Below are 22091 nucleotides of genomic sequence, written 5' to 3' on the forward strand. Positions count from 1 at the left end.
GGAGGGAAACAGCATGAATTTTCATTTTACTGAAGAACAAACAATGATGCGAAAAATGGTCCGTGATTTTGCAAAAGAGGAAATCACACCATTTATAGAGCACATGGAAAATGGCGAGTTTCCGCGAGAAATTCTTTCTAAAATGGGGGCCCTTGGTCTAATGGGAATTACAACCCCTGAAAAATACGGCGGCGCCGGGATGGACTTTACATCTTACATTATTGCGATCAATGAACTCTCTAAGGTGAGCGCGACAATCGGGGTTATTTTATCCGTTCATACTTCAGTTGGTACGCATCCGATTTTATATTTCGGAACAGAGGAGCAAAAGCAGAAATACATTCCAAAACTTGCGAGCGGAAAGTATCTTGGGGCTTTTTGTCTCACTGAACCGAGCGCTGGCTCAGATGCTGCAAGCTTAAAAACAAGGGCCGTGAAGCAGGATGACCATTATGTGTTGAATGGTTCAAAGATGTTCGTCACAAATGGCGGGGAAGCGGATGTGTATATTGTGTTTGCCCGCACAAACCCTGCCGAAACTGGCAGCAAGGGCATTACGGCTTTTATTGTTGAAAAAAATACCCCGGGCTTTGTGTTCGGAAAAGATGAGCATAAAATGGGGCTCAATGGTTCTCGGACCCTGCAAATTACATTAGAGGATGTAAGGGTGCCAGTAGAAAATGTTCTAGGTGCTGAAGGTGAAGGCTTTAAGGTCGCAATGGCGAATTTAAATATGGGTCGAATCGGCATCGCCGCTCAGGCTCTAGGAATTGCAGAGGCAGCCTTAGAACACGCCGTGGAGTATTCGAAGAGTCGTTATCAATTTGGCAAACCCATTGCCTCATTGCAGGGTGTTGGCTTTAAGCTTGCGGATATGGCAACTGCAGTGGAAGCTGCAAGACTACTTGTCTATCGGGCAGCATTTTTACAGGAGCAAGGTTTGCCGTGTGCCAAAGAATCTTCGATGGCAAAACTGTTTGCATCTAAAACCGCGATGGAGGTTACAACAGAGGCGATTCAGGTCTACGGTGGCTATGGCTATACGAAGGATTATCCGGTGGAGCGATTCTTCCGAGATGCAAAAATAACAGAGATTTATGAGGGCACGAGCGAGATTCAACGGATTGTGATAAGTAAGCATTTGTAATAAATCATCAAATTTTGATAAAGCGCAATTCGGGATTGAGATAACGCAATTGTGGTTCCGGATCGCGCAATTCGTGGACAGTAAAGCGCAATTCGAGCCCCGGATACCGCAATTCGTATCCAAGATCGCGCAATTCCCTGTCAGGGCCGATAAAAAAACACAAGAAACACGCAATTCATCACAAAAACTAACATTCTATGAAAGTGGAGGTACCAGCTATGTACTTTAAATTATCAGAAGAGCATGAAATGATTCGGAAAATGGTTCGTGATTTTGCCAAAAATGAGGTGGCACCAACTGCTGCAGAGCGCGATGAAGAAGAGCGCTTTGATCGTGAAATTTTTGATAAAATGGCAGAGCTTGGCTTAACGGGGATTCCGTGGCCAGAGGAATATGGTGGCATTGGCAGTGACTATTTAGCATATTGTATCGCCGTTGAGGAACTTTCAAGAGTTTGTGCATCAACGGGTGTCACTCTTTCTGCCCATACATCACTTGCAGGCTGGCCCATTTACAAGTTTGGTAGTGAAGAGCAAAAGCAAAAATATTTACGACCAATGGCACAGGGTGAAAAAATTGGTGCCTATGGTTTAACAGAGCCTGGCTCTGGCTCAGATGCAGGTGGAATGAGAACAACTGCGAGAGTAGAAGGTGACCATTATGTGTTAAACGGTTCAAAAATCTTCATCACAAACGGCGGGATTGCCGATATTTATGTCGTGTTTGCCCTAACAGACCCATCCTCTAAACATAAAGGAACGAGCGCATTTATCATTGAAAGCGACTTCCCAGGCTTCTCTGTAGGGAAAAAAGAAAAGAAAATGGGAATTCGTTCATCACCGACAACTGAAATTATTTTTGAAGAGTGTCGTGTACCTAAAGAAAACTTACTTGGCGAAGAGGGAGAAGGCTTTAAAATTGCGATGATGACACTTGACGGTGGTCGAAACGGAATTGCCGCACAAGCGGTCGGAATTGCTCAAGGCGCACTTGATGCAGCAACTGCGTATGCGAAGGAACGTGTTCAATTTGGCAAACCAATTGCTGCTCAACAAGGGGTGGGCTTCAAGCTTGCGGATATGGCAACTAGTGTCGAGGCAGCACGTCTCTTAACCTATCAAGCAGCATGGTTAGAATCAGAGGGGCTTCCATATGGTAAAGAATCGGCGATGTCAAAACTATTTGCTGGAGACACGGCGATGAAGGTCACAACAGACGCAGTCCAAGTCTTTGGTGGTTATGGGTATACAAAGGATTATCCAGTGGAGCGTTATATGCGTGATGCAAAAATCACCCAAATTTACGAAGGAACCCAAGAAATTCAACGTCTAGTAATCTCTAGAATGCTAACAAAATAGTGGGACATGGGGAGGTCTGAGTGGACCAGGAAAAAAATGGTGGGACGATGAACCTGTCCCTCTGTCCCAACACAGCAGGGGGTGAAGGAATGCGTAGGAATGATGTGCCGGCTTCGGTAAAGGATGAGCGGCTCATTAAGAAACGGCGAGACCAGATGATTAAAGGAGCGGTGACGCTTTTTAAGGAGAAAGGGTTTCATCGCTCGACAACACGGGAGATTGCTAAGGCGGCCGGTTTTAGCATCGGTACGCTGTATGAATATATTCGAAAAAAAGAGGACGTTCTCTATTTGGTTGTAGATAGTATTTATGACCAGGTTCAGGAACGACTCCAGCAAGCGATCAACACGAAGGAATGTAGTATTGAAAGCTTGAAGCTTGCGATTCGCAATTATTTCCTTGTCATGGATGAAATGCAAGACGAGGTTCTTGTTCTCTATCAGGAGGCCAAATCTCTTTCGAAAGATGCGCTTCCATATGTGCTTAACAAAGAAGTCGAAATGGTCGGCATGTTTGAAAAAGCAATTGAGGACTGTATTGCAAAAGGGGAACTTCAATTGCCAAAGAAGCAGGTTGAGCTTGTTGCTCATAATATTTTTGTGCTAGGCCAGATGTGGGGCTTTCGCCGCTGGGCGATGCGCAAGCTTTTTACACTTGAAGAATATATTGACATGCAAACAGAGCTATTATTAAAAGGGATTGAAAAATAAAAGGGTTTGGGGGAGAAGCAAATGAGTACGGTAGAAGTTTATCGTCCCAAGCATCATGTGCGGTTTGTGACGGCTTCAAGTTTGTTTGATGGGCATGATGCTTCGATTAATATTATGCGCCGCATTCTACAGGCAAGTGGAGCAGAGGTCATTCACCTTGGGCATAACCGCTCCGTGGAGGAAGTAGTCAATGCAGCCATCCAGGAGGATGCACAAGGCATCGCGATTTCCTCCTATCAAGGTGGTCATGTGGAATATTTTAAATACATGTATGATCTTCTTAAGGAGCGGGGAGCCTCTCATATCCGCATTTATGGCGGGGGTGGCGGTGTTATCATCCCTCGTGAAATTAAGGAGCTTCATGAATACGGAATTGCCGGTATTTTTTCACCTGAGGACGGCCGTGTGATGGGACTTCAGGGGATGATCAACAATATGCTGCAAGAATGCGATTATCCAACAAGTACGGAGCTAACAGATGAGCTTGAGTTACTTCAAACAGGAGATTACAAAACCATCGCAAAGCTGATTACGATTGCTGAAAATCACATTGGTAGCACAGCCGAGACTGCCGCAGCCGCAGAAACCATCATTCAAAAAATAAAAGACCTTGAGAAAAAGGTCCCTGTTGTTGGGATTACAGGCACAGGAGGAGCTGGAAAAAGCTCACTAACGGACGAATTAATTCGTCGCTTTATCAATGAAATGGATGATAAAAAGGTAGCGATTCTGTCCGTTGATCCAACAAAGCAAAAAACAGGTGGCGCCTTACTTGGAGACCGGATCCGGATGAATGCAATTTTTAACCCTAGAGTCTATATGCGAAGCCTTGCAACAAGGGGTTCAAAATCAGAGTTATCCCTTGCGATTAAGGATGCCATTGCCGTTGTAAAAGCAGCGGGCTTTGATTTAATCATCGTTGAAACAAGCGGAATTGGGCAGGGGGATGCTGAAATCACAGAGGTTTGTGATATCTCCATGTACGTTATGACAAGTGAATTCGGTGCACCGTCTCAGCTTGAAAAAATCGACATGATTGACTATGCCGACCTCATTGTCATTAATAAATTCGAACGCAAGGGATCAGAGGATGCCAAGCGTCAGGTGCAAAAACAGTACCAGCGCAGCCATCTATTATTTGAAAAAGACTATGAAGAATTGCCGGTGTTCGGCACGATAGCAAGTCAATTCAATGACCCTGGTACGAACGCTCTTTTTGCTAATTTAGTTGCTATAATTAACGAAAAAATCGGTACAGATTGGGAAACGTCCTTTGAAAAAACAGCAGATGTTCAAAAACAAAATGTGATTATCCCAAATGACCGCCGTTATTATTTACGTGAGCTTTCAGATACGGTTCGAAATTATCATAAAAAAGCAGCTGAGCAGGTCGAAATTGCGCGAAAGCTATTCCAAATTAGCGGTACCATTGAAAGTGTGAAGGAGCTTGGGAACACCGAAGTCGTCACTACCCTTGAAAACTTAAAAACTCAATACGAAGCAAAACTCTCGGGTGAATCGAAAAAAATCCTGGCAAACTGGGAAGCGACGAAAGAAACCTACAAAGGCGAGAAATTCATTACAAAAATCCGCGATCGAGAAATTGTTACGATTCTTAAGACAAAGAGCCTTTCTGGTTTATCGATTCCGAAAATTTCGCTACCAGGCTTTAAGGACTTTGGAGAAATTTTGCGATGGGTATATAAAGAAAACGTGCCGGGGGCATTCCCGTATACGGCTGGTGTGTTTCCGTTCAAACGTGAAGGGGAAGATCCGAAGCGTCAGTTTGCTGGTGAAGGGACCCCTGAACGAACAAACCGCCGTTTCCACTATTTATCGAAGGATGATGATGCAAAACGTTTAAGTACGGCATTTGACTCTGTCACCCTGTATGGTGAGGATCCGGCATATCGACCTGATATTTATGGAAAGGTTGGCGAAAGTGGGGTCAGCGTTTGTACGCTTGATGATATGAAAAAGCTGTACAAAGGCTTTGACTTATGTGCACCTTCAACATCAGTTTCAATGACGATCAATGGCCCAGCGCCAATTATTCTAGCGATGTTTATGAATACGGCGATTCACCAACAGGTCGAAAAGCGGGAGCAGGAGCTTGGGCGCATGTTAACAGTGGAGGAATTCCAAGAGGTGCGCGCGAAAACCTTACAAACTGTTCGTGGTACCGTTCAGGCCGATATTTTAAAAGAAGACCAAGGTCAAAACACGTGCATTTTTTCAACAGAATTTGCTCTTAGAATGATGGGGGATATCCAAGAGTATTTCATTGACAACAAAGTTCGTAACTATTATTCCGTTTCGATTTCGGGCTACCATATTGCTGAAGCAGGTGCAAATCCGATTTCGCAACTTGCTTTTACATTATCAAACGGGTTTACCTATGTGGAGTACTACCTTAGTCGTGGCATGAAGATTGATGATTTTGCGCCTAACCTTTCTTTCTTCTTTAGTAACGGTTTGGACCCTGAATATACGGTCATTGGACGCGTAGCTCGTCGCATATGGGCAACTGTTATGAGAGAGAAGTATGGGGCAAATGAACGCAGTCAAAAATTGAAGTACCATGTTCAAACTTCAGGTCGTTCCTTACATGCTCAGGAAATTGATTTTAATGATATTCGTACGACCTTACAGGCGCTTATGGCTCTTCATGATAACTGTAATTCCCTTCATACGAACGCGTATGATGAGGCGATTACCACGCCGACTGAGGAATCCGTAAGACGGGCGATGGCGATTCAAATGATCATTACGAAAGAGCATGGCTTAACGAAAAATGAAAATCCGTTACAAGGCTCATTCATCATTGAGGAGTTAACAGACCTAGTTGAGGAAGCGGTACTACAAGAATTTGACCGATTAAATGACCGCGGTGGGGTTCTGGGAGCAATGGAAACTCAGTATCAGCGCGGAAAGATTCAAGATGAGTCGATGTATTATGAGATGAAAAAGCATACGGGAGAGCTTCCGATTATTGGGGTTAACACGTACCTTAATCCGAACCCACCAACAGAAGAGGAATTAAACAATATCGAGCTTGCCCGAGCAACAAAGGAAGAAAAAGAACTTCAGATTAAAAATTTAAAAGAATTTCAAGACCGAAATAAGGATAAAGTAGAAGAAGCATTGAGGAAATTAAAAATGGTTGCAGTTAATAATGGCAATATTTTTGAGGAATTAATGGAAACGGTACAGGTTGCAAGTCTTGGACAAATTACACAGGCTCTTTATGAAGTGGGTGGACAATACCGTAGAAATATGTAGAAAATGATCGAGGCTGGGTCAAAAACGGTTGACTCAGCCTTAAAAAATGTATTGACTGGCATAAAGTGGTTGATTTTGTTTATAATGAATGATATGTATTTTACAGAACTTATTTTTATTGTAGTTCATAGTTAAACATTATACTCAAGTTTTTTACCAAGATTTGTAGTTACATACATAGAAAGGGAGTGCCTTGATGAGTCTAAATCAATACTCACCAGAGCAAATAAAAGAAATGTCAATGCTTGAAGTAGCGTATGAGATTTTCTTAGGGAGAAAAGATGCAATCGCATTTAACGAGCTAGTTGACGAAGTAGTAAAAACATTAGAGCTTTCCGAAGAAGAACTTCGCGCAAGAATTTCTCAGTTTTATACAGATATCAATATCGATGGTCGTTTTATCACATTAGGTGATAACCGTTGGGGACTTCGTACATGGTATCCATATGAGCAAATCGATGAAGAGGTTACTCATACTGAAAAGCCAAAGAAGAAAAAAAAGGGCAAGAAGAAGAAGGAAGAGGATGACGATCTTATCGACTTCGATGACCTTGATGAAGATGATCTTGATTTCGATGAAGATTATGATGAAGAAGACGAAGATCTAGTAGACATCGACGATGAAGACGAAGAGGAAGAGGATGACGAAGACTTCGATGACATTGACGAAGAGGAAGAGGATTTCGACGACGAGGATGAACTTCTCGATGACGAAGAATATGAGATCGATGAAGAAGACGAAGAACTAGAAGAAGAGGAAGAAGACTAAAGTCTGAAGACATACTGGTAACTAAATTCCACTTAAACTTCGTATTGACTTTTCAATCTTTACTCGGTAGAATACTTTTTGGGCTCTAAAAAAAGAGTATCTACGAAACCATATTACAAGTTTCGCTCCCTTACATATTGTAAGTGGAGCTTTTTTATTTTTATAGGGTAAAAAGGTACGTACGTGAAAAAAGACAAATCCCCGCACCCAGAAAGATTCCTTTATACAATTTCATAAATTTGAGCAAACTTTAACTAATTACATGAATGGGGGAAAAGAGGAAGATGACAAAATATATTTTTGTAACAGGTGGGGTTGTATCATCCCTTGGTAAAGGGATTGTTGCCGCATCTTTAGGCCGTTTATTGAAAAACCGAGGATTGAATGTAACGATTCAAAAATTCGATCCATACATTAACGTGGACCCAGGAACCATGAGTCCATATCAACATGGTGAAGTGTTCGTTACCGACGACGGTGCTGAAACAGACCTTGATTTAGGGCACTATGAGCGTTTTATCGACATTAACTTAAACAAATACAGCAACGTAACGACAGGTAAAATCTATTCAACTGTCTTAAAGAAAGAGCGTCGTGGAGATTATTTAGGTGCAACCGTGCAAGTTATTCCACACATCACAAACGAGATCAAGGACAGAGTATTCCGTGCTGGCCATGAAACAAATGCAGATGTCGTCATAACTGAAATCGGTGGTACGGTTGGAGACATCGAGTCACTACCTTTCTTAGAAGCTGTTCGTCAAATCAAAAGTGACGTGGGCTCTCGCAATGTCATGTATGTGCATTGTACGCTTGTTCCGTACATTAAAGCTGCCGGTGAAATGAAAACAAAACCTACCCAGCATAGTGTAAAAGAGCTTCGTAGCTTAGGAATTCAGCCAAACATCATTGTTCTCCGTACAGAAATGCCAATTTCAGAAGAGATGAAGGATAAAATTGCGTTATTCTGTGACATTGATTCAAGAGCCGTTTTTGAGAGTCGCGATGCGGAAACTCTTTATTCAATCCCGTTATCACTTCAACAACAGGGTATTGATCAAATTGCATGCGAGCACCTTCAACTAGATTGCAAGGAAGCAGACATGACAGATTGGGTCCAGCTTGTTGAGAAAGTGACTAACCTTACTAAAACAACCAATATTGCGTTGGTTGGAAAATATGTAGAGCTTCAGGATGCGTATCTTTCTGTAGCCGAAGCATTAAAGCATGCGGGTTATGCATTTGATTCAGATATCAATATCAACTGGGTGAATTCGGAAGAAGTAACAGATGAAAATGTTTCTGAGTTTCTTGCTGGCGCAGATGGAATTCTCGTTCCTGGTGGATTTGGTGACCGTGGTGTAGATGGCAAAATTTCCGCACTGAAATATGCAAGAGAAACAAAAACGCCATTACTAGGCATATGCCTTGGTATGCAATTAGCATCTGTTGAGTTTGCCCGCAATGTACTTGGTTTAGAAGGAGCACACTCTGCAGAACTTAATCCGGATACTCCACATCCAATCATTGACTTATTACCAGAACAAAAGGATATTGAAGATTTAGGTGGAACACTACGTCTTGGACTTTTCCCTTGTAAAATTGAAGAAGGGACAAAGGCATATGAGGCATATAATGACGAAGTGGTGTATGAGCGTCACCGCCACCGTTATGAGTTTAACAATCATTATCGTCAAGCAATGGAAGCAGCAGGATTTGTCTTCTCAGGAACAAGCCCAGATGGACGTCTTGTGGAAATTATCGAATTGAAAGACCACCCATGGTTCGTGGCTTCACAATTCCATCCGGAATTTAAATCACGACCAAACCGTCCACAACCATTGTTTAGAGAATTTATTCGAGCATCATTAACAAACGCGGAGAAAAATTAATAAGTGATAAAAGAAATGGCGAGTGAAATGAACACTCGCCATTTTCTTTTTTTTATAAATGGAATATCAATTGACGATAAAACAATTATGTTATATATTTATAACACAATGTGAGAAATACATAACATTTTCGAAAGGAGGGGACGCGCCATTTGTTAAAGACAAAGCTAAAGGAATTTCGTGCAAAACATAACATGAATCAACAGACATTGGCAGATAAGGTAGGCGTTAGAAGGGAAACGATTGGGCACCTCGAACGTGGAAACTACAGTCCATCACTAAAATTAGCATGGGACATTGCAAAGGTTTTCGATGTACGGATAGAAGAGATATTTCAATATGAGGAGGAATAAGGGATGGATGAAAGAAGTCAGCAACAGATTGCAAAGGGATTAGCGATTACTTTAGGCGTTGTGTATGTGTCTCTATTTGTTTTCGCGATTTGGAAGTATGTGAGCACGAAGGATATATCAAGCATCACTTGGGAGCTAGTGTTCATTGTTATGATACCAGCATCCATTGCGTGGTTTGCACGTCGGGATGAAAGCTTAACGATTCCTAAAACGATTTCTGGGGATCTAATTGATACCGGATTAAGTAAAAAATCTCAATCAAAAAGAAAAAAATATTATTTTCTGGATTCATTAGGTTTTGCGATTGTTGTGTTGTTCCTTACGATTATTACAACCTTTTTTATCGAAAAAGATTGGCAACACTTATATTTGTTCCCACAATTGAGCGAAGTCGCAAATATTGTTGTAACTTTGTCGCTTGAATTTGTCATCTCGTTACTCGTGTTTTTTTCCATCTCCTATGTATGGGAGGAGTTCAATATAAGAAGATACAACAGAAAATTGGATGAGTTGGAGGACAAACATGAATAAATATGATGAAAAAATTATTCAATTTGCCAAGGAAAAGGATGAGATTTTCGAGTTGCTTCAAAGTGAAGTGCGCAGTAATGGTGGAAAAGTATTTAATTTTTTATTAGAGGGAATATTTTCGTTTGACTCAGCTGTAAAACAATTGGACAGGAAAGAGGCCTTTTATCTTGTCGTGAATCAAGAAAAGGCAGAACTAGTGACCATCCAAAAAACACTAGAGCTCTCCCATCAAGATATATCAGGAGCCATACAAGTGGCGTCTGGTAAAAAAAGTTTTGAGTTTAATGGATATAAATATAAGCTGTTTCGAAAAATTAAATAAATTTCATAAAAAACTTGCCAGTATGTAGGCAAGTTTTTTCTATTCAAATTCGTCGACCATTTCTTTGATTGTAAATTTTAGTCCGAAATAGGCATATAAGGCTGTTATCACGCTTGGGAAACCGAAGCGGGTCCCGTCATCATCTGGAATAAGGGGCTTCGTTAGCTTACTATCAATATGGATATCTACGATTTCATTAAGAGTGCGTTCACCCTCTGTTTTTACAATCGCGGAAATCGCAACCGTTTGAATTCCGTTGCCGCGAAGTTCTTCCGCGAGCTTGATCGCTTCTTCATCAGTTGAAAAACGAGTTATCAATAGAACAGAGTCAACACCCTCAACTTCATTCATTTTTCCATTCGTAAATAAAGGCTTAGCTAATTTTAATGGTTCAGCGCCAAACAGAGCTTCCGTTTCAACAGCAGCCATTTCATCGAAACCATGAACGAAAATGGAGCCATTGCTAATAACAGACTGGGCAAGAATCCTTGCGCCATCCTCCATATTCATTTCCTCTTTTTCCATAATTCTGTTAAAATGACCCTGAAGTTGGGTAGTGAAAATTTTCAGCATACACGTAATTCCTTTCTATTCGTTTTCCTCATACTTTCATTATAACGTTATACGAAAAAAATAAGAAATCATGTCGATTTCTGTTGAGAAAACTTGTTTCGGTGTTGGAAATAAAAGTTTTCTGCGTAAAAATAAGGAAAAATGTTGCCATTGGTAGAATTAAAAATGAATAACGATATAATAATATTCGAAAAAACGAACGTATAATAGCGATCGTAAAAAACCAAGCAATGATTCTAATTTTTTTATCTATTTTAAGGGGGGTTTTTACAAGAATGTCAGAGAAAATCTTAATTGTGGATGACCAATACGGAATACGAATACTGTTAAACGAAGTTTTTCAAAAAGAAGGTTACAAGACATTCCAAGCAGCTAATGGAGTACAAGCAATCGAAATCGTTCAAAAACACTCTCCAGATTTAGTTTTACTAGATATGAAAATCCCTGGTATGGACGGGATAGAAATCTTAAAAAGACTTAAAAAAATCAATCAGGACATTCGAGTTATTATTATGACAGCTTATGGTGAGCTGGATATGATCCAAGAAGCTAAGGATTTGGGAGCAATTACCCATTTTGCAAAACCTTTTGACATTGATGAACTACGTGAAGCGGTTAGAGCAAATATCCCATTAAAATCCGAATAAAAATCACAAAAAATACAAAACCGCATTATTAGTAAGATGAAAACGCTTCATGATAAAATCATGAAATAATGGTTACTTGCGAAATCAAAATCTTGTGATATGCTTAGTACTGTATTGTTGCTATTCCTTAACACAAAGGGCATTTTTGTGTGCTTTTTGTCTGTTAATTTCTATCTAAAAGTCTACATATTATGTTTTTGTTTCGGTCATTCTATTAGGTGATACGAAATCTTTGGAATAGGTATACAATTAACCCCGGCGTTTCTTTGCCGTGGTTCTATGTGTATAGGGACTAATTCCTTATTTTACACAATAAAAACGGTACAAAAGGAGGAAATTCACATGCCTTTGGTTTCAATGAAAGAAATGCTTGAAAAAGCAAAAGCAGAAGGGTATGCAGTAGGTCAGTTTAACCTAAACAATCTAGAGTTCACACAAGCGATTTTACAAGCTGCACAAGAAGAAAATTCACCAGTTATTCTTGGTGTTTCTGAAGGTGCTGGCCGATATATGGGTGGATTCAAAGTAGTAGTTGCGATGGTTAAAGCAATCATGGAAGAATCTAAGATTACCGTTCCAGTTGCAATCCATCTTGATCATGGTTCTTCTTTTGAGAATTGTGCGAAAGCAATTCACGCTGGATTCACATCTGTTATGATTGATGCTTCTCACCATCCATTTGAAGAGAACATTGAGATTACTTCTAAAGTAGTTGAGCTTGCACATTTCCACGGAGTATCTGTAGAAGCTGAGCTTGGTACTGTTGGTGGACAAGAAGATGACGTAATAGCTGAGGGTGTTATCTATGCGGATGTAAATGAGTGTGTTGAGCTTGTTACCCGTACTGGAATTGATTGCTTAGCGCCTGCTCTAGGTTCTGTTCATGGTCCTTACAAAGGTGAACCAAACCTTGGTTTCAAAGAAATGGAAGAGATCGGAAACAAAACTGGTTTACCACTAGTACTTCACGGTGGAACTGGTATTCCTACTAAAGATATTCAAAAATCTATTTCTCTTGGAACTGCAAAAATCAATGTAAACACAGAAAACCAAATTGCTTCAGCTAAAGCAGTACGTGAAACACTTGCTGCAAAGCCAAATGAGTATGATCCACGTAAATACTTAGGACCTGCTCGCGATGCGATTCGTGAAACTGTACAAGGCAAAATGCGTGAATTCGGTTCTTCTGGAAGAGCGTAAGAAACCTTTTTGAATTTCGAACGTCTAATTAAATAGATTGGAGATTCGTCTCCAAACCATATAGAAAAGCCGCTAATTTCCTGTTATATATAACATGATTTGGAATTAGCGGTTTTCTTGCGTTATAATAAGAAAAGCGCAAGACGATTTTTTAAAAAACTTGCCAGTAATATGGGAGTCTAGGGGTAATTACAGATCAACAACACATAAAAAGTGGAAGGAGCTGATTTGTGAACTTTACCCAATTAAAAACATAGACGAACTTAACAACTTAGAAAAAAGTCCTTCAACAAGATTCACTTCAACAACACGAAACTTCACGTAAACTGTATCTCAAAAACCAAAAGAAAAAAGTATCACTTAGGTCCTATGAACAGTTCCCTAAAGAAATATCTTTAATGGGATGATTTGATTGTTTTTGCGAAAAGGTATAAAATGAAACATGATTTTTATATTTTCGTGAAAACTAAAATTAAAACTTGTACAATCACGCAGTAAATTTATGTTAAAATATACCAACTCGAGTGAAGTGCCGTATGTCATTTTTAGGTAAATAAGGGAATAGAACTGCCTAACAAGCTAGATTTCATCCAGTAGTGTTCACCGGATAGCGTCTACCCGTGGCAATTCAAGGTTTCCCTTACTAACCGTCATCTTCGCTAGAAGGGAGCCACTTATGGAAAAACTTAAAATAGCAGGCGGTTATCCACTAAAAGGATCTGTAAAAATCAGTGGGGCGAAGAATAGTGCAGTTGCCCTCATTCCAGCAACAATCCTAGCCGAAACGCCAGTTACAATTGAAGGTCTTCCTGATATATCAGACGTGCAAATTTTAGGTGATTTGCTTGAAGAAATCGGGGGCCATGTAGAGATAAATAAAGAAGAAATATATGTTGACCCAACCAATATTGTGTCCATGCCATTACCGAACGGAAAAGTAAAAAAGCTTCGTGCTTCCTACTACTTAATGGGTGCGATGCTCGGTCGTTTTAAAAAAGCTGTAATTGGTTTGCCTGGTGGATGCCATTTAGGTCCGAGACCAATTGACCAACATATTAAGGGCTTTGAAGCACTTGGAGCAAAAGTAACAAACGAACAAGGTGCGATCTATCTTCGTGCAGATGAACTAAGAGGAGCTCGTATATACCTTGACGTTGTAAGTGTAGGTGCAACCATTAATATCATGCTAGCAGCAGTGCGTGCTAAGGGACGTACAATCATTGAAAACGCCGCGAAAGAACCGGAAATTATCGATGTTGCGACATTATTGACAAGCATGGGTGCAAAAATTAAAGGCGCCGGAACAGATGTCATCCGCATTGATGGCGTTGATTCCTTACAGGGCTGCCGCCATACCATTATTCCTGATCGTATCGAAGCAGGTACATATATGATTATTGGAGCCGCGATGGGTGAAGGGGTATTAATTGATAATGTCATCCCACTTCACTTAGAATCTTTGATTGCCAAGTTTCGCGAAATGGGTGTAACCGTTGAAACAAGCGACGATCAAATCTGGGTTGCCGGAAATAAAGATTTGAAATCTGTTGATATTAAAACACTTGTGTATCCAGGCTTCCCAACGGATCTTCAACAGCCTTTTACATCCTTACTTACAAAAGCAAGTGGAACAGGTGTTGTAACGGATACGATTTATGGTGCAAGATTTAAGCACATCGACGAGCTGCGTCGCATGAATGCACAAATTAAAGTTGAAGGTCGTTCGGCAATTGTCACTGGACCTGTTCAACTTCAAGGGGCAAAAGTGAAGGCAAGTGACTTACGTGCAGGTGCTTCACTTGTTGTGGCTGGCCTCATGGCAGAAGGTGTAACAGAAATTACAGGTCTAGAGCATATCGACCGTGGCTATAGCCATTTGGAAGAAAAATTAACAGGATTAGGCGCAACCATTTGGAGAGAAAGCCTAACAGAAGACGAAATTGAACAGCTGCAAAATTCATAATTCAGTAATAATTTCCAAACTCCCACTACAAAAAGTGGGAGTTTTCATGTATTCTTAAGAAGAAAAGTGCAAGCGAGCGTTTAGCGACGTACGGACTGAGGCACACAGGATGTGGGTCACACAGACGTTGCCACAGGACGTGGCGATTTTAGTCTGTGTTCCTTAAGGAGATAAAGGAAACACGAAGAGCGCAGCGGTTCGATGTTGAGCTTATCGTACGAAGGGTGAGGGAAGTCTCGCTAGTCGCTGCGAGCTGGAACTAGACAGATGGAAAAGTAGAGAGAAAGCGTTTTTATGATATGAGAATGTTAAACACACGCCAGAAAGAGACTACTACCAGCTAGGGGGAAGGATCATGGAAAGAAGCTTATCAATGGAGCTTGTACGTGTTACAGAAGCAGCAGCATTGGCATCAGCTCGTTGGATGGGTCGTGGTAAAAAAGACGAAGCAGATGGAGCAGCAACCTCTGCGATGAGAGATGTATTTGACACAATCCCAATGAAGGGACAAGTTGTCATTGGAGAAGGAGAAATGGACGAAGCCCCAATGCTTTATATAGGCGAAAAGCTGGGGAATGGCTATGGACCAAGAGTGGACGTTGCAGTTGACCCACTGGAAGGAACCAATATATTAGCATCTGGTGGATGGAATGCGCTTTCTGTGTTAGCGGTAGCCGATCATGGGAATTTGCTTCATGCCCCAGACATGTATATGGATAAAATTGCAGTGGGACCTGAAGCAGTCGGGCTAATCGATATCAACGCACCGATTATCGATAACCTAAAAGCGGTTGCAAAAGCAAAAAACAAGGATATTGAAGACGTTGTGGCAACTGTCTTAAATCGTCCCAGACATGAGCATATCATTGCGCAATTACGTGAAGCAGGGACTCGTATTAAGTTAATTAATGACGGTGATGTTGCTGGTGCAATCAATACAGCATTCGATCATACAGGTGTGGACATTTTATTTGGCTCTGGTGGTGCTCCTGAGGGTGTTTTATCAGCGGTTGCATTGAAATGTTTAGGTGGCGAAATTCAAGGGAAACTTATTCCGCAAAACGATGAAGAAATTGCTCGTTGTATAAAAATGGGACTTGATGTTACAAAGGTTCTTCGTATGGAAGACTTAGTCAGTGGTGACGATGCCATTTTTGCAGCAACAGGTGTCACTGATGGAGAGCTGTTACGCGGAGTTCAATTTAAAGGCTCAATCGGGACAACTCATTCACTTGTTATGCGTGCAAAGTCTGGAACTGTTAGATTCATAGACGGTAGACATAGCTTGAAGAAAAAACCAAATTTAGTAATTAAATAGAGTAGAGGCGAGTCTTTGTACTCGCTCTCTTTATAATCAAGCCTTTTAACACGAAAACGTATAACTCTATCAAAATAAGGGTATTGATTAAAAATACGAGAATAGGGTAAAATAAAGGAGATTAGACTGGTCATTATATCTTCTTAAAAATTTCAAAATAAGGATTTCCTTTGCACAACCGTTAAGCGGTTAAAACTTCAATGCAATCCTCAGAATGCTTCTAAATCATTCCATCCATAATTATCCATATAAAATGTTTCATAATGTCTCTTTACTGCTAAGAGGAGAAAATGCGAAAACGCTTTTATATGATGGACGAATGAACCAATCATCAAATGCGGCTTTGCGTATCTGCTGAATAATTTAAAGCAAATCAATTGGAAAGCATTACGAGAAATAAACTAAAAATCAAAGAGTGGTGTACCAATGAGTATTACAATTTCAAGCTTGGAAAACATGAAGCTAAAAGAATTATATGAATTAGCACGTGAATATAAGGTTTCCTACTACAGCAAATTAACGAAGAAAGAGTTAATTTTTGCGATTTTAAAAGCACGTGCTGAACAGGATGGCCTTTTATTTATGGAGGGTGTTCTTGAGATTATCCAATCAGAAGGATTCGGTTTCCTACGCCCTATTAACTATTCCCCATCCTCAGAGGATATCTACATTTCAGCCTCCCAAATCCGTCGTTTTGACCTACGAAATGGGGATAAGGTTTCAGGTAAAGTACGTCCTCCAAAAGAAAATGAACGCTATTACGGTCTTCTGCATGTTGAGGCTGTCAACGGGGATGACCCAGAATCTGCAAAGGAACGTGTCCACTTTCCTGGTCTAACACCTCTATATCCAGATCGCCAAGTGATCTTAGAGACAAAGCCAAATCATATTTCTACACGAATTATGGACATTCTCGCACCAGTTGGTTTCGGTCAGCGTGGTCTAATCGTAGCGCCTCCTAAGGCTGGTAAAACAATGTTGATTAAGGAAATCGCAAACAGCATTACAACAAACCATCCAGAGGCTGAATTAATTGTTTTATTAATTGATGAGCGTCCGGAAGAGGTTACAGATATCGAACGTTCTGTAGCAGGTGACGTGGTAAGTTCTACTTTCGACGAAGTGCCAGAAAACCATATAAAGGTTGCGGAGCTCGTGCTTGAAAGAGCGATGCGTCTGGTTGAACACAAACGTGACGTGATTATTCTTATGGATAGTATCACGCGTCTTGCGAGAGCTTATAACCTTGTGATTCCTCCGAGTGGTCGTACGCTATCAGGGGGGATTGACCCTGCAGCATTCCACCGTCCAAAGCGTTTCTTCGGGGCAGCAAGAAATATCGAAGAGGGCGGTAGCTTAACAATCCTAGCGACTGCACTGGTAGATACAGGCTCACGGATGGATGACGTCATCTATGAGGAATTCAAGGGTACGGGTAACATGGAGCTACACTTAGATCGTTCACTTGCTGAAAGACGTATTTTCCCTGCCATCGACATTCGTCGCTCTGGTACGCGTAAAGAAGAGCTTCTTATTGAAAAAGAAAACCTTGATAAAATCTGGGCAATCCGTAAAGCAATGTCAGATCAACCAGATTTTGCGGAGAAATTTTTACGTAAACTTAAGCAAACTAAAACAAATGCAGAGTTCTTTGAAATGCTTGAAGCAGAAAAGAAAGCGGCAATTGCTCGGAGAAGCAGCAGTAGACCTGAGGCGTAAGAAGTATGTGTTGCGTGAGTCCGCACGAAAATTCTTGTTGGAAAAATTAACGATTTTTAACAGCAGGATTAAGTTGCAATTCATAGCTTCACTTGTTATAATTTCAACATGTGCGTTTTAGGTTTTCAAAATTGTACATGTAACTATGCAATTTTGCTAAAACGTAACTCTGTTTCGATCAAGGATTCAGGGCGGAAGGAGATGAGACGAATGAAATCAGGAATTCATCCAAACTATAAAAAAGTTATGGTGAAATGTGCTTGTGGCAATGAATTTGAATCTGGTTCTGTAAAAGAGGAGATACGCGTTGAGGTATGCTCAGAGTGTCACCCATTCTATACAGGCCGTCAAAAATTCGCTGATGCAGGTGGACGTGTAGATAAATTCAACAAAAAATACGGTATTAAATAATATCGATTTTGAAAAGCCAAAAACAGGCAAGTTTTTTCTTCTTGCCTGTTTTTTGTGCTACTAGACTTATTTTACTCGCATTTATTTTAACCTCATATCAATAATCCTCATACTTACAGTCAATAGTTGACTCGAGGCTAGTAACAACCGAGGAAAGGAAGGATCTAGTTTCATGTATATTATGAAGCAAAGTGGCTGGCTTGAAGTAATTTGTGGAAGCATGTTTTCAGGAAAATCCGAAGAGTTGATTCGACGTGTTCGTCGTACTGAATTTGCTAGACAATCTGTTCAGGTATTTAAGCCTCAAATTGATAATCGATATAGTGATCATTCTGTTGTATCTCACAATGGGACATCCTTTGTCGCAATTCCAGTGGCAAGTTCTGCTGAAATTTTGGAAAAGACTTGCGCTGAGACAGACGTTGTCGCAATTGATGAAGTGCAATTTTTCGACGATGAGATTGTGGAAGTTGTCCAAATTCTTGCAAACCGTGGCCATCGCGTTATCGTTGCTGGCTTAGACCAAGACTTCCGCGGTGAACCGTTTGGAAAAGTTCCAGAATTACTTTCGTTAGCTGAGTTGGTTACGAAATTACAGGCTGTTTGCTCTGTGTGTGGATCTCCTTCAAGCAGAACACAGCGTTTAATCGATGGAAAACCAGCCTCTTATGATGATCCAGTAATTTTAGTCGGCGCTTCTGAGTCATACGAGCCTCGTTGTCGTCATCATCATGAAGTACCAGGAAAGCCACTACTAAAGTCAGTTGCACAAAAGGATACAATGAAATTATAAGGCGCTCCGTGGGAGTGCTTTTTTTGAATGTAAAAAAGACCAGGCTGTCAGTCCTGATCTAAAATAGAAATCCGAGTACTTTTTTACGTTTTCTAGACCCTTCCACTTTTTCAAGGGTGATGGCTGTTTGTTTTTGAAGCTCTTCTTTTTCCTTTTCGAGCTGCTCGATATATGCCTCCATTTTCTGCATTCTTTTTTGTAGCTCGTCGATTTCTTTGCGATGCTGCAAGAGCTGGTAGGATACTACATCACTTGCTTTTTCGTCGATGCGCCTTTCGTTCTCTTTAATCCGTTCCATGATTGTGTTTAATTTATCTGAAAGAGTTTTTTCTGAAGCTTGTACCATTTTCCGTGCAGTCCCCTTCCTAGGTTCTGGTGGTGATAGTTTGATTTTATCAAATGGGACCCCAGATTTCACTTGATTCCGTATCCCTTCGAATAATGGAAGGTCCATTTCCTCAAACACATAGTGCCCATATTCATTTTTTTTACATGGTATTTCAAAGTTTTTAATCCACTTCCGGACGCTTTTTGTTGAAACTCCCAATTTTTTTGCAAACTCCGCAGTATTCACACCAATCACTCCCCCGAATTTTCTTCTTCCTCTATGCTATGCCTCAATTTCTCCCGTTCTTTGTATAGTAGTACGATTCTCCCTATTCCTTGTAAAATCCTGCCGGGTAGACAAAACTAGTAGCTTTTCGTCAAAGAAAGAAGCAAACCAACAGAAAACATGCCATTCGACAGCGAAATTTGAAGGAATTAGGTTTGGGATTAAGGTACTGTGATTGGATAGTGCCTGGGTACCCTCAACATCCTAGAAAAAGGAAATTGGAGGCGGTCCATGGGGGCTAGAGTATCCCCAACTTCCTAGAAAAAGGAAATCGGTGGTAGTCTAAGAGGTCTGGAGCACCCCCAACATCCTAGAAAGTGGAAATTGGTGTCAGCCCAGAGCGTGTGGAGTACCCCCAACATCCTAAATAGAGGAAACTGATGGTGGTCTAGAAACGTAAGCAATCCAAATGAGTATCGTCAAACATTCATTCCGTTGTAATTTGCTTTGACCTATATGGGTACCCTATACTATAATTATACTGTTATGGACTAAATTTGAGGTGAAGAGTGTGTTCGATCGTTTAGAGGCTGTTGAAGCTCGTTATGAAAAATTAAATGAACTATTAAGTGATCCAGATATCGTGAGTGACACAAATAAACTACGTGAATATTCAAAAGAACAATCTGATATACAAGAAACCGTTGAGAAATATAGAGAGTACAAAGAGGTTAAGGAACAATTAACCGATGCGAAAGCGATGCTTGAAGAAAAGCTCGATGCGGAAATGCGTGAAATGGTGAAGGAAGAAATTAATGAACTTGAGGACCAAATGGAGGAGCTTGAGGAGCGACTTCACGTCCTGTTATTGCCGAAGGATCCAAACGATGACAAAAACGTTATCATGGAAATTCGCGGTGCTGCAGGTGGAGATGAGGCTGCGCTATTTGCCGGTGATCTTTACCGTATGTACAGCCGCTTTGCTGAGCACCAAGGCTGGAAGACTGAAGTGATGGATGCCAACACAACTGGTGTAGGTGGATATAAAGAGATCATTTTTATGATTACCGGAAAAGGTGCCTATTCGAAATTGAAATTTGAAAATGGGGCACATCGTGTGCAACGTGTTCCTGAAACGGAGTCAGGCGGACGTATCCACACATCAACAGCGACTGTTGCGGTATTACCTGAAGCAGAAGAGGTTGAAGTCGAAATTCATGAAAAAGATATTCGTGTAGATACATTTGCATCCAGTGGCCCAGGAGGACAAAGTGTTAACACCACCATGTCAGCGGTTCGTTTAACGCATTTGCCAACTGGAACTGTGGTTTCCTGTCAGGATGAGAAATCGCAAATTAAAAATAAGGAAAAAGCAATGAAAGTATTGCGCGCACGTGTTTATGATAAGTTCCAACAAGAAGCACAAGCGGAATACGACCAAAATCGTAAGCAAGCCGTAGGTACAGGCGACCGTTCAGAGCGTATCCGTACGTACAATTTTCCGCAAAACCGTGTAACCGACCACCGTATTGGATTAACGATTCAAAAGCTTGATCAAATCCTAACTGGAAAGCTTGATGAAGTGATTGATGCCTTAATCATGGAAGACCAAGCTAGAAAAATGGAGCAAGCCGAATAATGGCGGAATTTCAAAAAATATTCGAAGCCCTCAAATGGGCTTCTTCTTTTTTAAAGGAAAATGGTCGGGATGAAAATATTTCGGAAATGTTGTTGTGTCATTATCTGGGGATGAGTAGAGCAAAGCTACTCGGAGAACTACGTGAGGAACTAGATGCTGCAGTGAAAGAAAAATTTGTGGCAGCTGTTGGTAAGGTTGTGAGCGGAGTTCCAGTTCAACACATTATTGGTTACGAGGAGTTTTACGGGCGCAGATTTTTGGTGAATGAGGAAGTTTTAATCCCAAGACCTGAGACAGAAGAGTTGGTTCAAGGGTTGCTTGCGAGAATGGAGCGTTTATTCGGTACATCCGAAGGAATTAAGGTTGTGGATGTGGGGACAGGAAGTGGCGCGATTTCGATTACACTTGCTCTTGAGAATGAGAACCTAGACGTAATGACAGTTGATATTGCAAAGGCTTCTCTAGATGTGGCGAAGGAAAATGCGAGCCGATTAGGTGCGAAAGTAATGTTTTTTGAAGGAGATTTATTAGGTCCGATTATGGCTGAAGGAATAAAGGTTGATGTAGTCGTTTCGAATCCACCATATATTCCAGAAGAAGATATTCCGAGATTGTCGACAGTGGTAAAGGACCATGAGCCAATCCGGGCATTGGTTGGCGGTCAGGATGGACTTGATTTTTATCGAAGGTTTATGAAGGAAATTCCGCTTGTATTGAAAGAAAAAGGGATTGTGGGCTTTGAAGTCGGGATTGGCCAAGGCGAATCTGTTGCAGACATGTTGCGAGAGACATTTCTTGGGGCAACAGTAGAGGTCGTGAACGATATCAACGGCAAAGACCGAATGGTGTTTGCGGAAATAGGGTTTTAGTAAAGGCTTGGGGACGTGATCCCAAGCCTTTTTTGATGAATC

General features: G+C 41.0%; 20 protein-coding genes. 18 read left to right on the plus strand and 2 right to left on the minus strand.

Features of this window, described 5'->3' with window-relative positions; genetic code table 11:
* The first annotated feature begins 13 nt into the window (after positions 1-13).
* The 9 genes from ABC371_RS06610 to ABC371_RS06650 all read left to right on the plus strand — a co-directional run bounded on the left by ABC371_RS06610 (position 14) and on the right by ABC371_RS06650 (position 10364).
* Positions 14-1147, plus strand: a complete 1134-nt coding sequence (locus tag ABC371_RS06610) for an acyl-CoA dehydrogenase (protein WP_412896066.1) — start codon at positions 14-16, stop codon at positions 1145-1147.
* Between the two features lie 218 nt (positions 1148-1365).
* A complete protein-coding gene (locus ABC371_RS06615) occupies positions 1366-2505 on the plus strand; it encodes an acyl-CoA dehydrogenase (RefSeq protein ID WP_412896067.1) in 1140 nt (379 codons plus the stop codon).
* A gap of 89 nt (positions 2506-2594) precedes the next feature.
* Complete coding sequence (locus ABC371_RS06620) at positions 2595-3215, plus strand: TetR/AcrR family transcriptional regulator (RefSeq protein ID WP_412896068.1); 621 nt, start codon at positions 2595-2597, stop codon at positions 3213-3215.
* Between the two features lie 21 nt (positions 3216-3236).
* A complete protein-coding gene (gene icmF, locus ABC371_RS06625; protein WP_412896069.1) occupies positions 3237-6497 on the plus strand; it encodes a fused isobutyryl-CoA mutase/GTPase IcmF in 3261 nt (1086 codons plus the stop codon).
* Between the two features lie 196 nt (positions 6498-6693).
* Entirely contained in the window at positions 6694-7266 is a 573-nt protein-coding gene (rpoE, locus tag ABC371_RS06630; protein ID WP_412896070.1) for a DNA-directed RNA polymerase subunit delta, read from the plus strand.
* A 284-nt stretch (positions 7267-7550) separates the two neighbouring features.
* Positions 7551-9158, plus strand: coding sequence for a CTP synthase (gene pyrG, locus ABC371_RS06635; protein WP_412896071.1), 1608 nt, complete (start codon positions 7551-7553; stop codon positions 9156-9158).
* A gap of 152 nt (positions 9159-9310) precedes the next feature.
* Entirely contained in the window at positions 9311-9511 is a 201-nt protein-coding gene (locus ABC371_RS06640; protein ID WP_412896072.1) for a helix-turn-helix transcriptional regulator, read from the plus strand.
* A 3-nt stretch (positions 9512-9514) separates the two neighbouring features.
* The gene (locus tag ABC371_RS06645) at positions 9515-10042 is read left to right on the plus strand and encodes a hypothetical protein (RefSeq protein ID WP_412896073.1); all 528 of its coding nucleotides are present in this window, start codon (positions 9515-9517) and stop codon (positions 10040-10042) included.
* Positions 10035-10364: a hypothetical protein gene (locus ABC371_RS06650; protein ID WP_412896074.1), complete on the plus strand. Its 330-nt coding sequence runs from the start codon at positions 10035-10037 to the stop codon at positions 10362-10364. Before ABC371_RS06645 ends, ABC371_RS06650 begins: the two co-directional genes overlap by 8 nt.
* Positions 10365-10403: 39 nt before the next feature.
* On the opposite strand, the gene ABC371_RS06655 is transcribed toward ABC371_RS06650, so the two are convergent.
* Complete coding sequence (locus ABC371_RS06655) at positions 10404-10937, minus strand: DUF2529 domain-containing protein (RefSeq protein WP_412896075.1); 534 nt, start codon at positions 10935-10937, stop codon at positions 10404-10406.
* 275 nt (positions 10938-11212) lie between these two features.
* On the opposite strand from ABC371_RS06655, the gene ABC371_RS06660 reads away from it, so the two are divergent.
* The 7 genes from ABC371_RS06660 (at position 11213) to ABC371_RS06690 (ending at position 18988) form a co-directional block, all read left to right on the plus strand.
* Positions 11213-11584: a response regulator gene (locus tag ABC371_RS06660; protein WP_136381208.1), complete on the plus strand. Its 372-nt coding sequence runs from the start codon at positions 11213-11215 to the stop codon at positions 11582-11584.
* A gap of 342 nt (positions 11585-11926) precedes the next feature.
* Entirely contained in the window at positions 11927-12784 is an 858-nt protein-coding gene (locus ABC371_RS06665; RefSeq protein ID WP_412896076.1) for a class II fructose-bisphosphate aldolase, read from the plus strand.
* Positions 12785-13460: 676 nt separating this feature from the next.
* The gene (gene murA, locus ABC371_RS06670) at positions 13461-14747 is read left to right on the plus strand and encodes a UDP-N-acetylglucosamine 1-carboxyvinyltransferase (RefSeq protein WP_412896077.1); all 1287 of its coding nucleotides are present in this window, start codon (positions 13461-13463) and stop codon (positions 14745-14747) included.
* 355 nt (positions 14748-15102) lie between these two features.
* Positions 15103-16065, plus strand: coding sequence for a class II fructose-bisphosphatase (gene glpX, locus ABC371_RS06675; RefSeq protein ID WP_412896078.1), 963 nt, complete (start codon positions 15103-15105; stop codon positions 16063-16065).
* A gap of 426 nt (positions 16066-16491) precedes the next feature.
* Positions 16492-17784 carry a transcription termination factor Rho gene (gene rho / locus ABC371_RS06680; protein WP_116351984.1) on the plus strand — a complete coding sequence of 431 codons (1293 nt, stop codon included), beginning with the start codon at positions 16492-16494 and terminating at the stop codon, positions 17782-17784.
* Between the two features lie 210 nt (positions 17785-17994).
* A complete protein-coding gene (gene rpmE, locus ABC371_RS06685; RefSeq protein ID WP_116351985.1) occupies positions 17995-18195 on the plus strand; it encodes a 50S ribosomal protein L31 in 201 nt (66 codons plus the stop codon).
* Positions 18196-18367: 172 nt separating this feature from the next.
* Positions 18368-18988, plus strand: a complete 621-nt coding sequence (locus tag ABC371_RS06690; RefSeq protein WP_412896079.1) for a thymidine kinase — start codon at positions 18368-18370, stop codon at positions 18986-18988.
* Positions 18989-19046: 58 nt separating this feature from the next.
* On the opposite strand, the gene ABC371_RS06695 is transcribed toward ABC371_RS06690, so the two are convergent.
* Positions 19047-19562, minus strand: a complete 516-nt coding sequence (locus ABC371_RS06695; RefSeq protein WP_161974945.1) for a MerR family transcriptional regulator — start codon at positions 19560-19562, stop codon at positions 19047-19049.
* Between the two features lie 550 nt (positions 19563-20112).
* On the opposite strand from ABC371_RS06695, the gene prfA reads away from it, so the two are divergent.
* Together prfA and prmC are read left to right on the plus strand one after the other, a co-directional pair.
* Complete coding sequence (prfA, locus tag ABC371_RS06700) at positions 20113-21180, plus strand: peptide chain release factor 1 (RefSeq protein ID WP_412896080.1); 1068 nt, start codon at positions 20113-20115, stop codon at positions 21178-21180.
* The gene (gene prmC, locus ABC371_RS06705) at positions 21180-22049 is read left to right on the plus strand and encodes a peptide chain release factor N(5)-glutamine methyltransferase (RefSeq protein ID WP_412896081.1); all 870 of its coding nucleotides are present in this window, start codon (positions 21180-21182) and stop codon (positions 22047-22049) included. Before prfA ends, prmC begins: the two co-directional genes overlap by 1 nt.
* The last annotated feature ends 42 nt before the right edge of the window (positions 22050-22091 follow it).

It is taken from the genome of Bacillus jepli (genome assembly GCF_047238305.1).
Lineage (GTDB): Bacteria > Bacillota > Bacilli > Bacillales > Bacillaceae_L > Ferdinandcohnia.

What these genes read in the sequence shown, in the direction of transcription:
- ABC371_RS06610 (WP_412896066.1), top strand. Translation starts at nt 14, where the DNA reads ATGAATTTTCATTTTACTGAAGAACAAACAATGATGCGAAAAATGGTC.
- ABC371_RS06615 (WP_412896067.1), top strand. Translation starts at nt 1,366, where the DNA reads ATGTACTTTAAATTATCAGAAGAGCATGAAATGATTCGGAAAATGGTT.
- ABC371_RS06620 (WP_412896068.1), top strand. Translation starts at nt 2,595, where the DNA reads ATGCGTAGGAATGATGTGCCGGCTTCGGTAAAGGATGAGCGGCTCATT.
- icmF (WP_412896069.1), top strand. Translation starts at nt 3,237, where the DNA reads ATGAGTACGGTAGAAGTTTATCGTCCCAAGCATCATGTGCGGTTTGTG.
- rpoE (WP_412896070.1), top strand. Translation starts at nt 6,694, where the DNA reads ATGAGTCTAAATCAATACTCACCAGAGCAAATAAAAGAAATGTCAATG.
- pyrG (WP_412896071.1), top strand. Translation starts at nt 7,551, where the DNA reads ATGACAAAATATATTTTTGTAACAGGTGGGGTTGTATCATCCCTTGGT.
- ABC371_RS06645 (WP_412896073.1), top strand. Translation starts at nt 9,515, where the DNA reads ATGGATGAAAGAAGTCAGCAACAGATTGCAAAGGGATTAGCGATTACT.
- ABC371_RS06650 (WP_412896074.1), top strand. Translation starts at nt 10,035, where the DNA reads ATGAATAAATATGATGAAAAAATTATTCAATTTGCCAAGGAAAAGGAT.
- ABC371_RS06655 (WP_412896075.1), bottom strand. Translation starts at nt 10,937, where the DNA reads ATGCTGAAAATTTTCACTACCCAACTTCAGGGTCATTTTAACAGAATT.
- ABC371_RS06660 (WP_136381208.1), top strand. Translation starts at nt 11,213, where the DNA reads ATGTCAGAGAAAATCTTAATTGTGGATGACCAATACGGAATACGAATA.
- ABC371_RS06665 (WP_412896076.1), top strand. Translation starts at nt 11,927, where the DNA reads ATGCCTTTGGTTTCAATGAAAGAAATGCTTGAAAAAGCAAAAGCAGAA.
- murA (WP_412896077.1), top strand. Translation starts at nt 13,461, where the DNA reads ATGGAAAAACTTAAAATAGCAGGCGGTTATCCACTAAAAGGATCTGTA.
- glpX (WP_412896078.1), top strand. Translation starts at nt 15,103, where the DNA reads ATGGAAAGAAGCTTATCAATGGAGCTTGTACGTGTTACAGAAGCAGCA.
- rho (WP_116351984.1), top strand. Translation starts at nt 16,492, where the DNA reads ATGAGTATTACAATTTCAAGCTTGGAAAACATGAAGCTAAAAGAATTA.
- rpmE (WP_116351985.1), top strand. Translation starts at nt 17,995, where the DNA reads ATGAAATCAGGAATTCATCCAAACTATAAAAAAGTTATGGTGAAATGT.
- ABC371_RS06690 (WP_412896079.1), top strand. Translation starts at nt 18,368, where the DNA reads ATGTATATTATGAAGCAAAGTGGCTGGCTTGAAGTAATTTGTGGAAGC.
- prmC (WP_412896081.1), top strand. Translation starts at nt 21,180, where the DNA reads ATGGCGGAATTTCAAAAAATATTCGAAGCCCTCAAATGGGCTTCTTCT.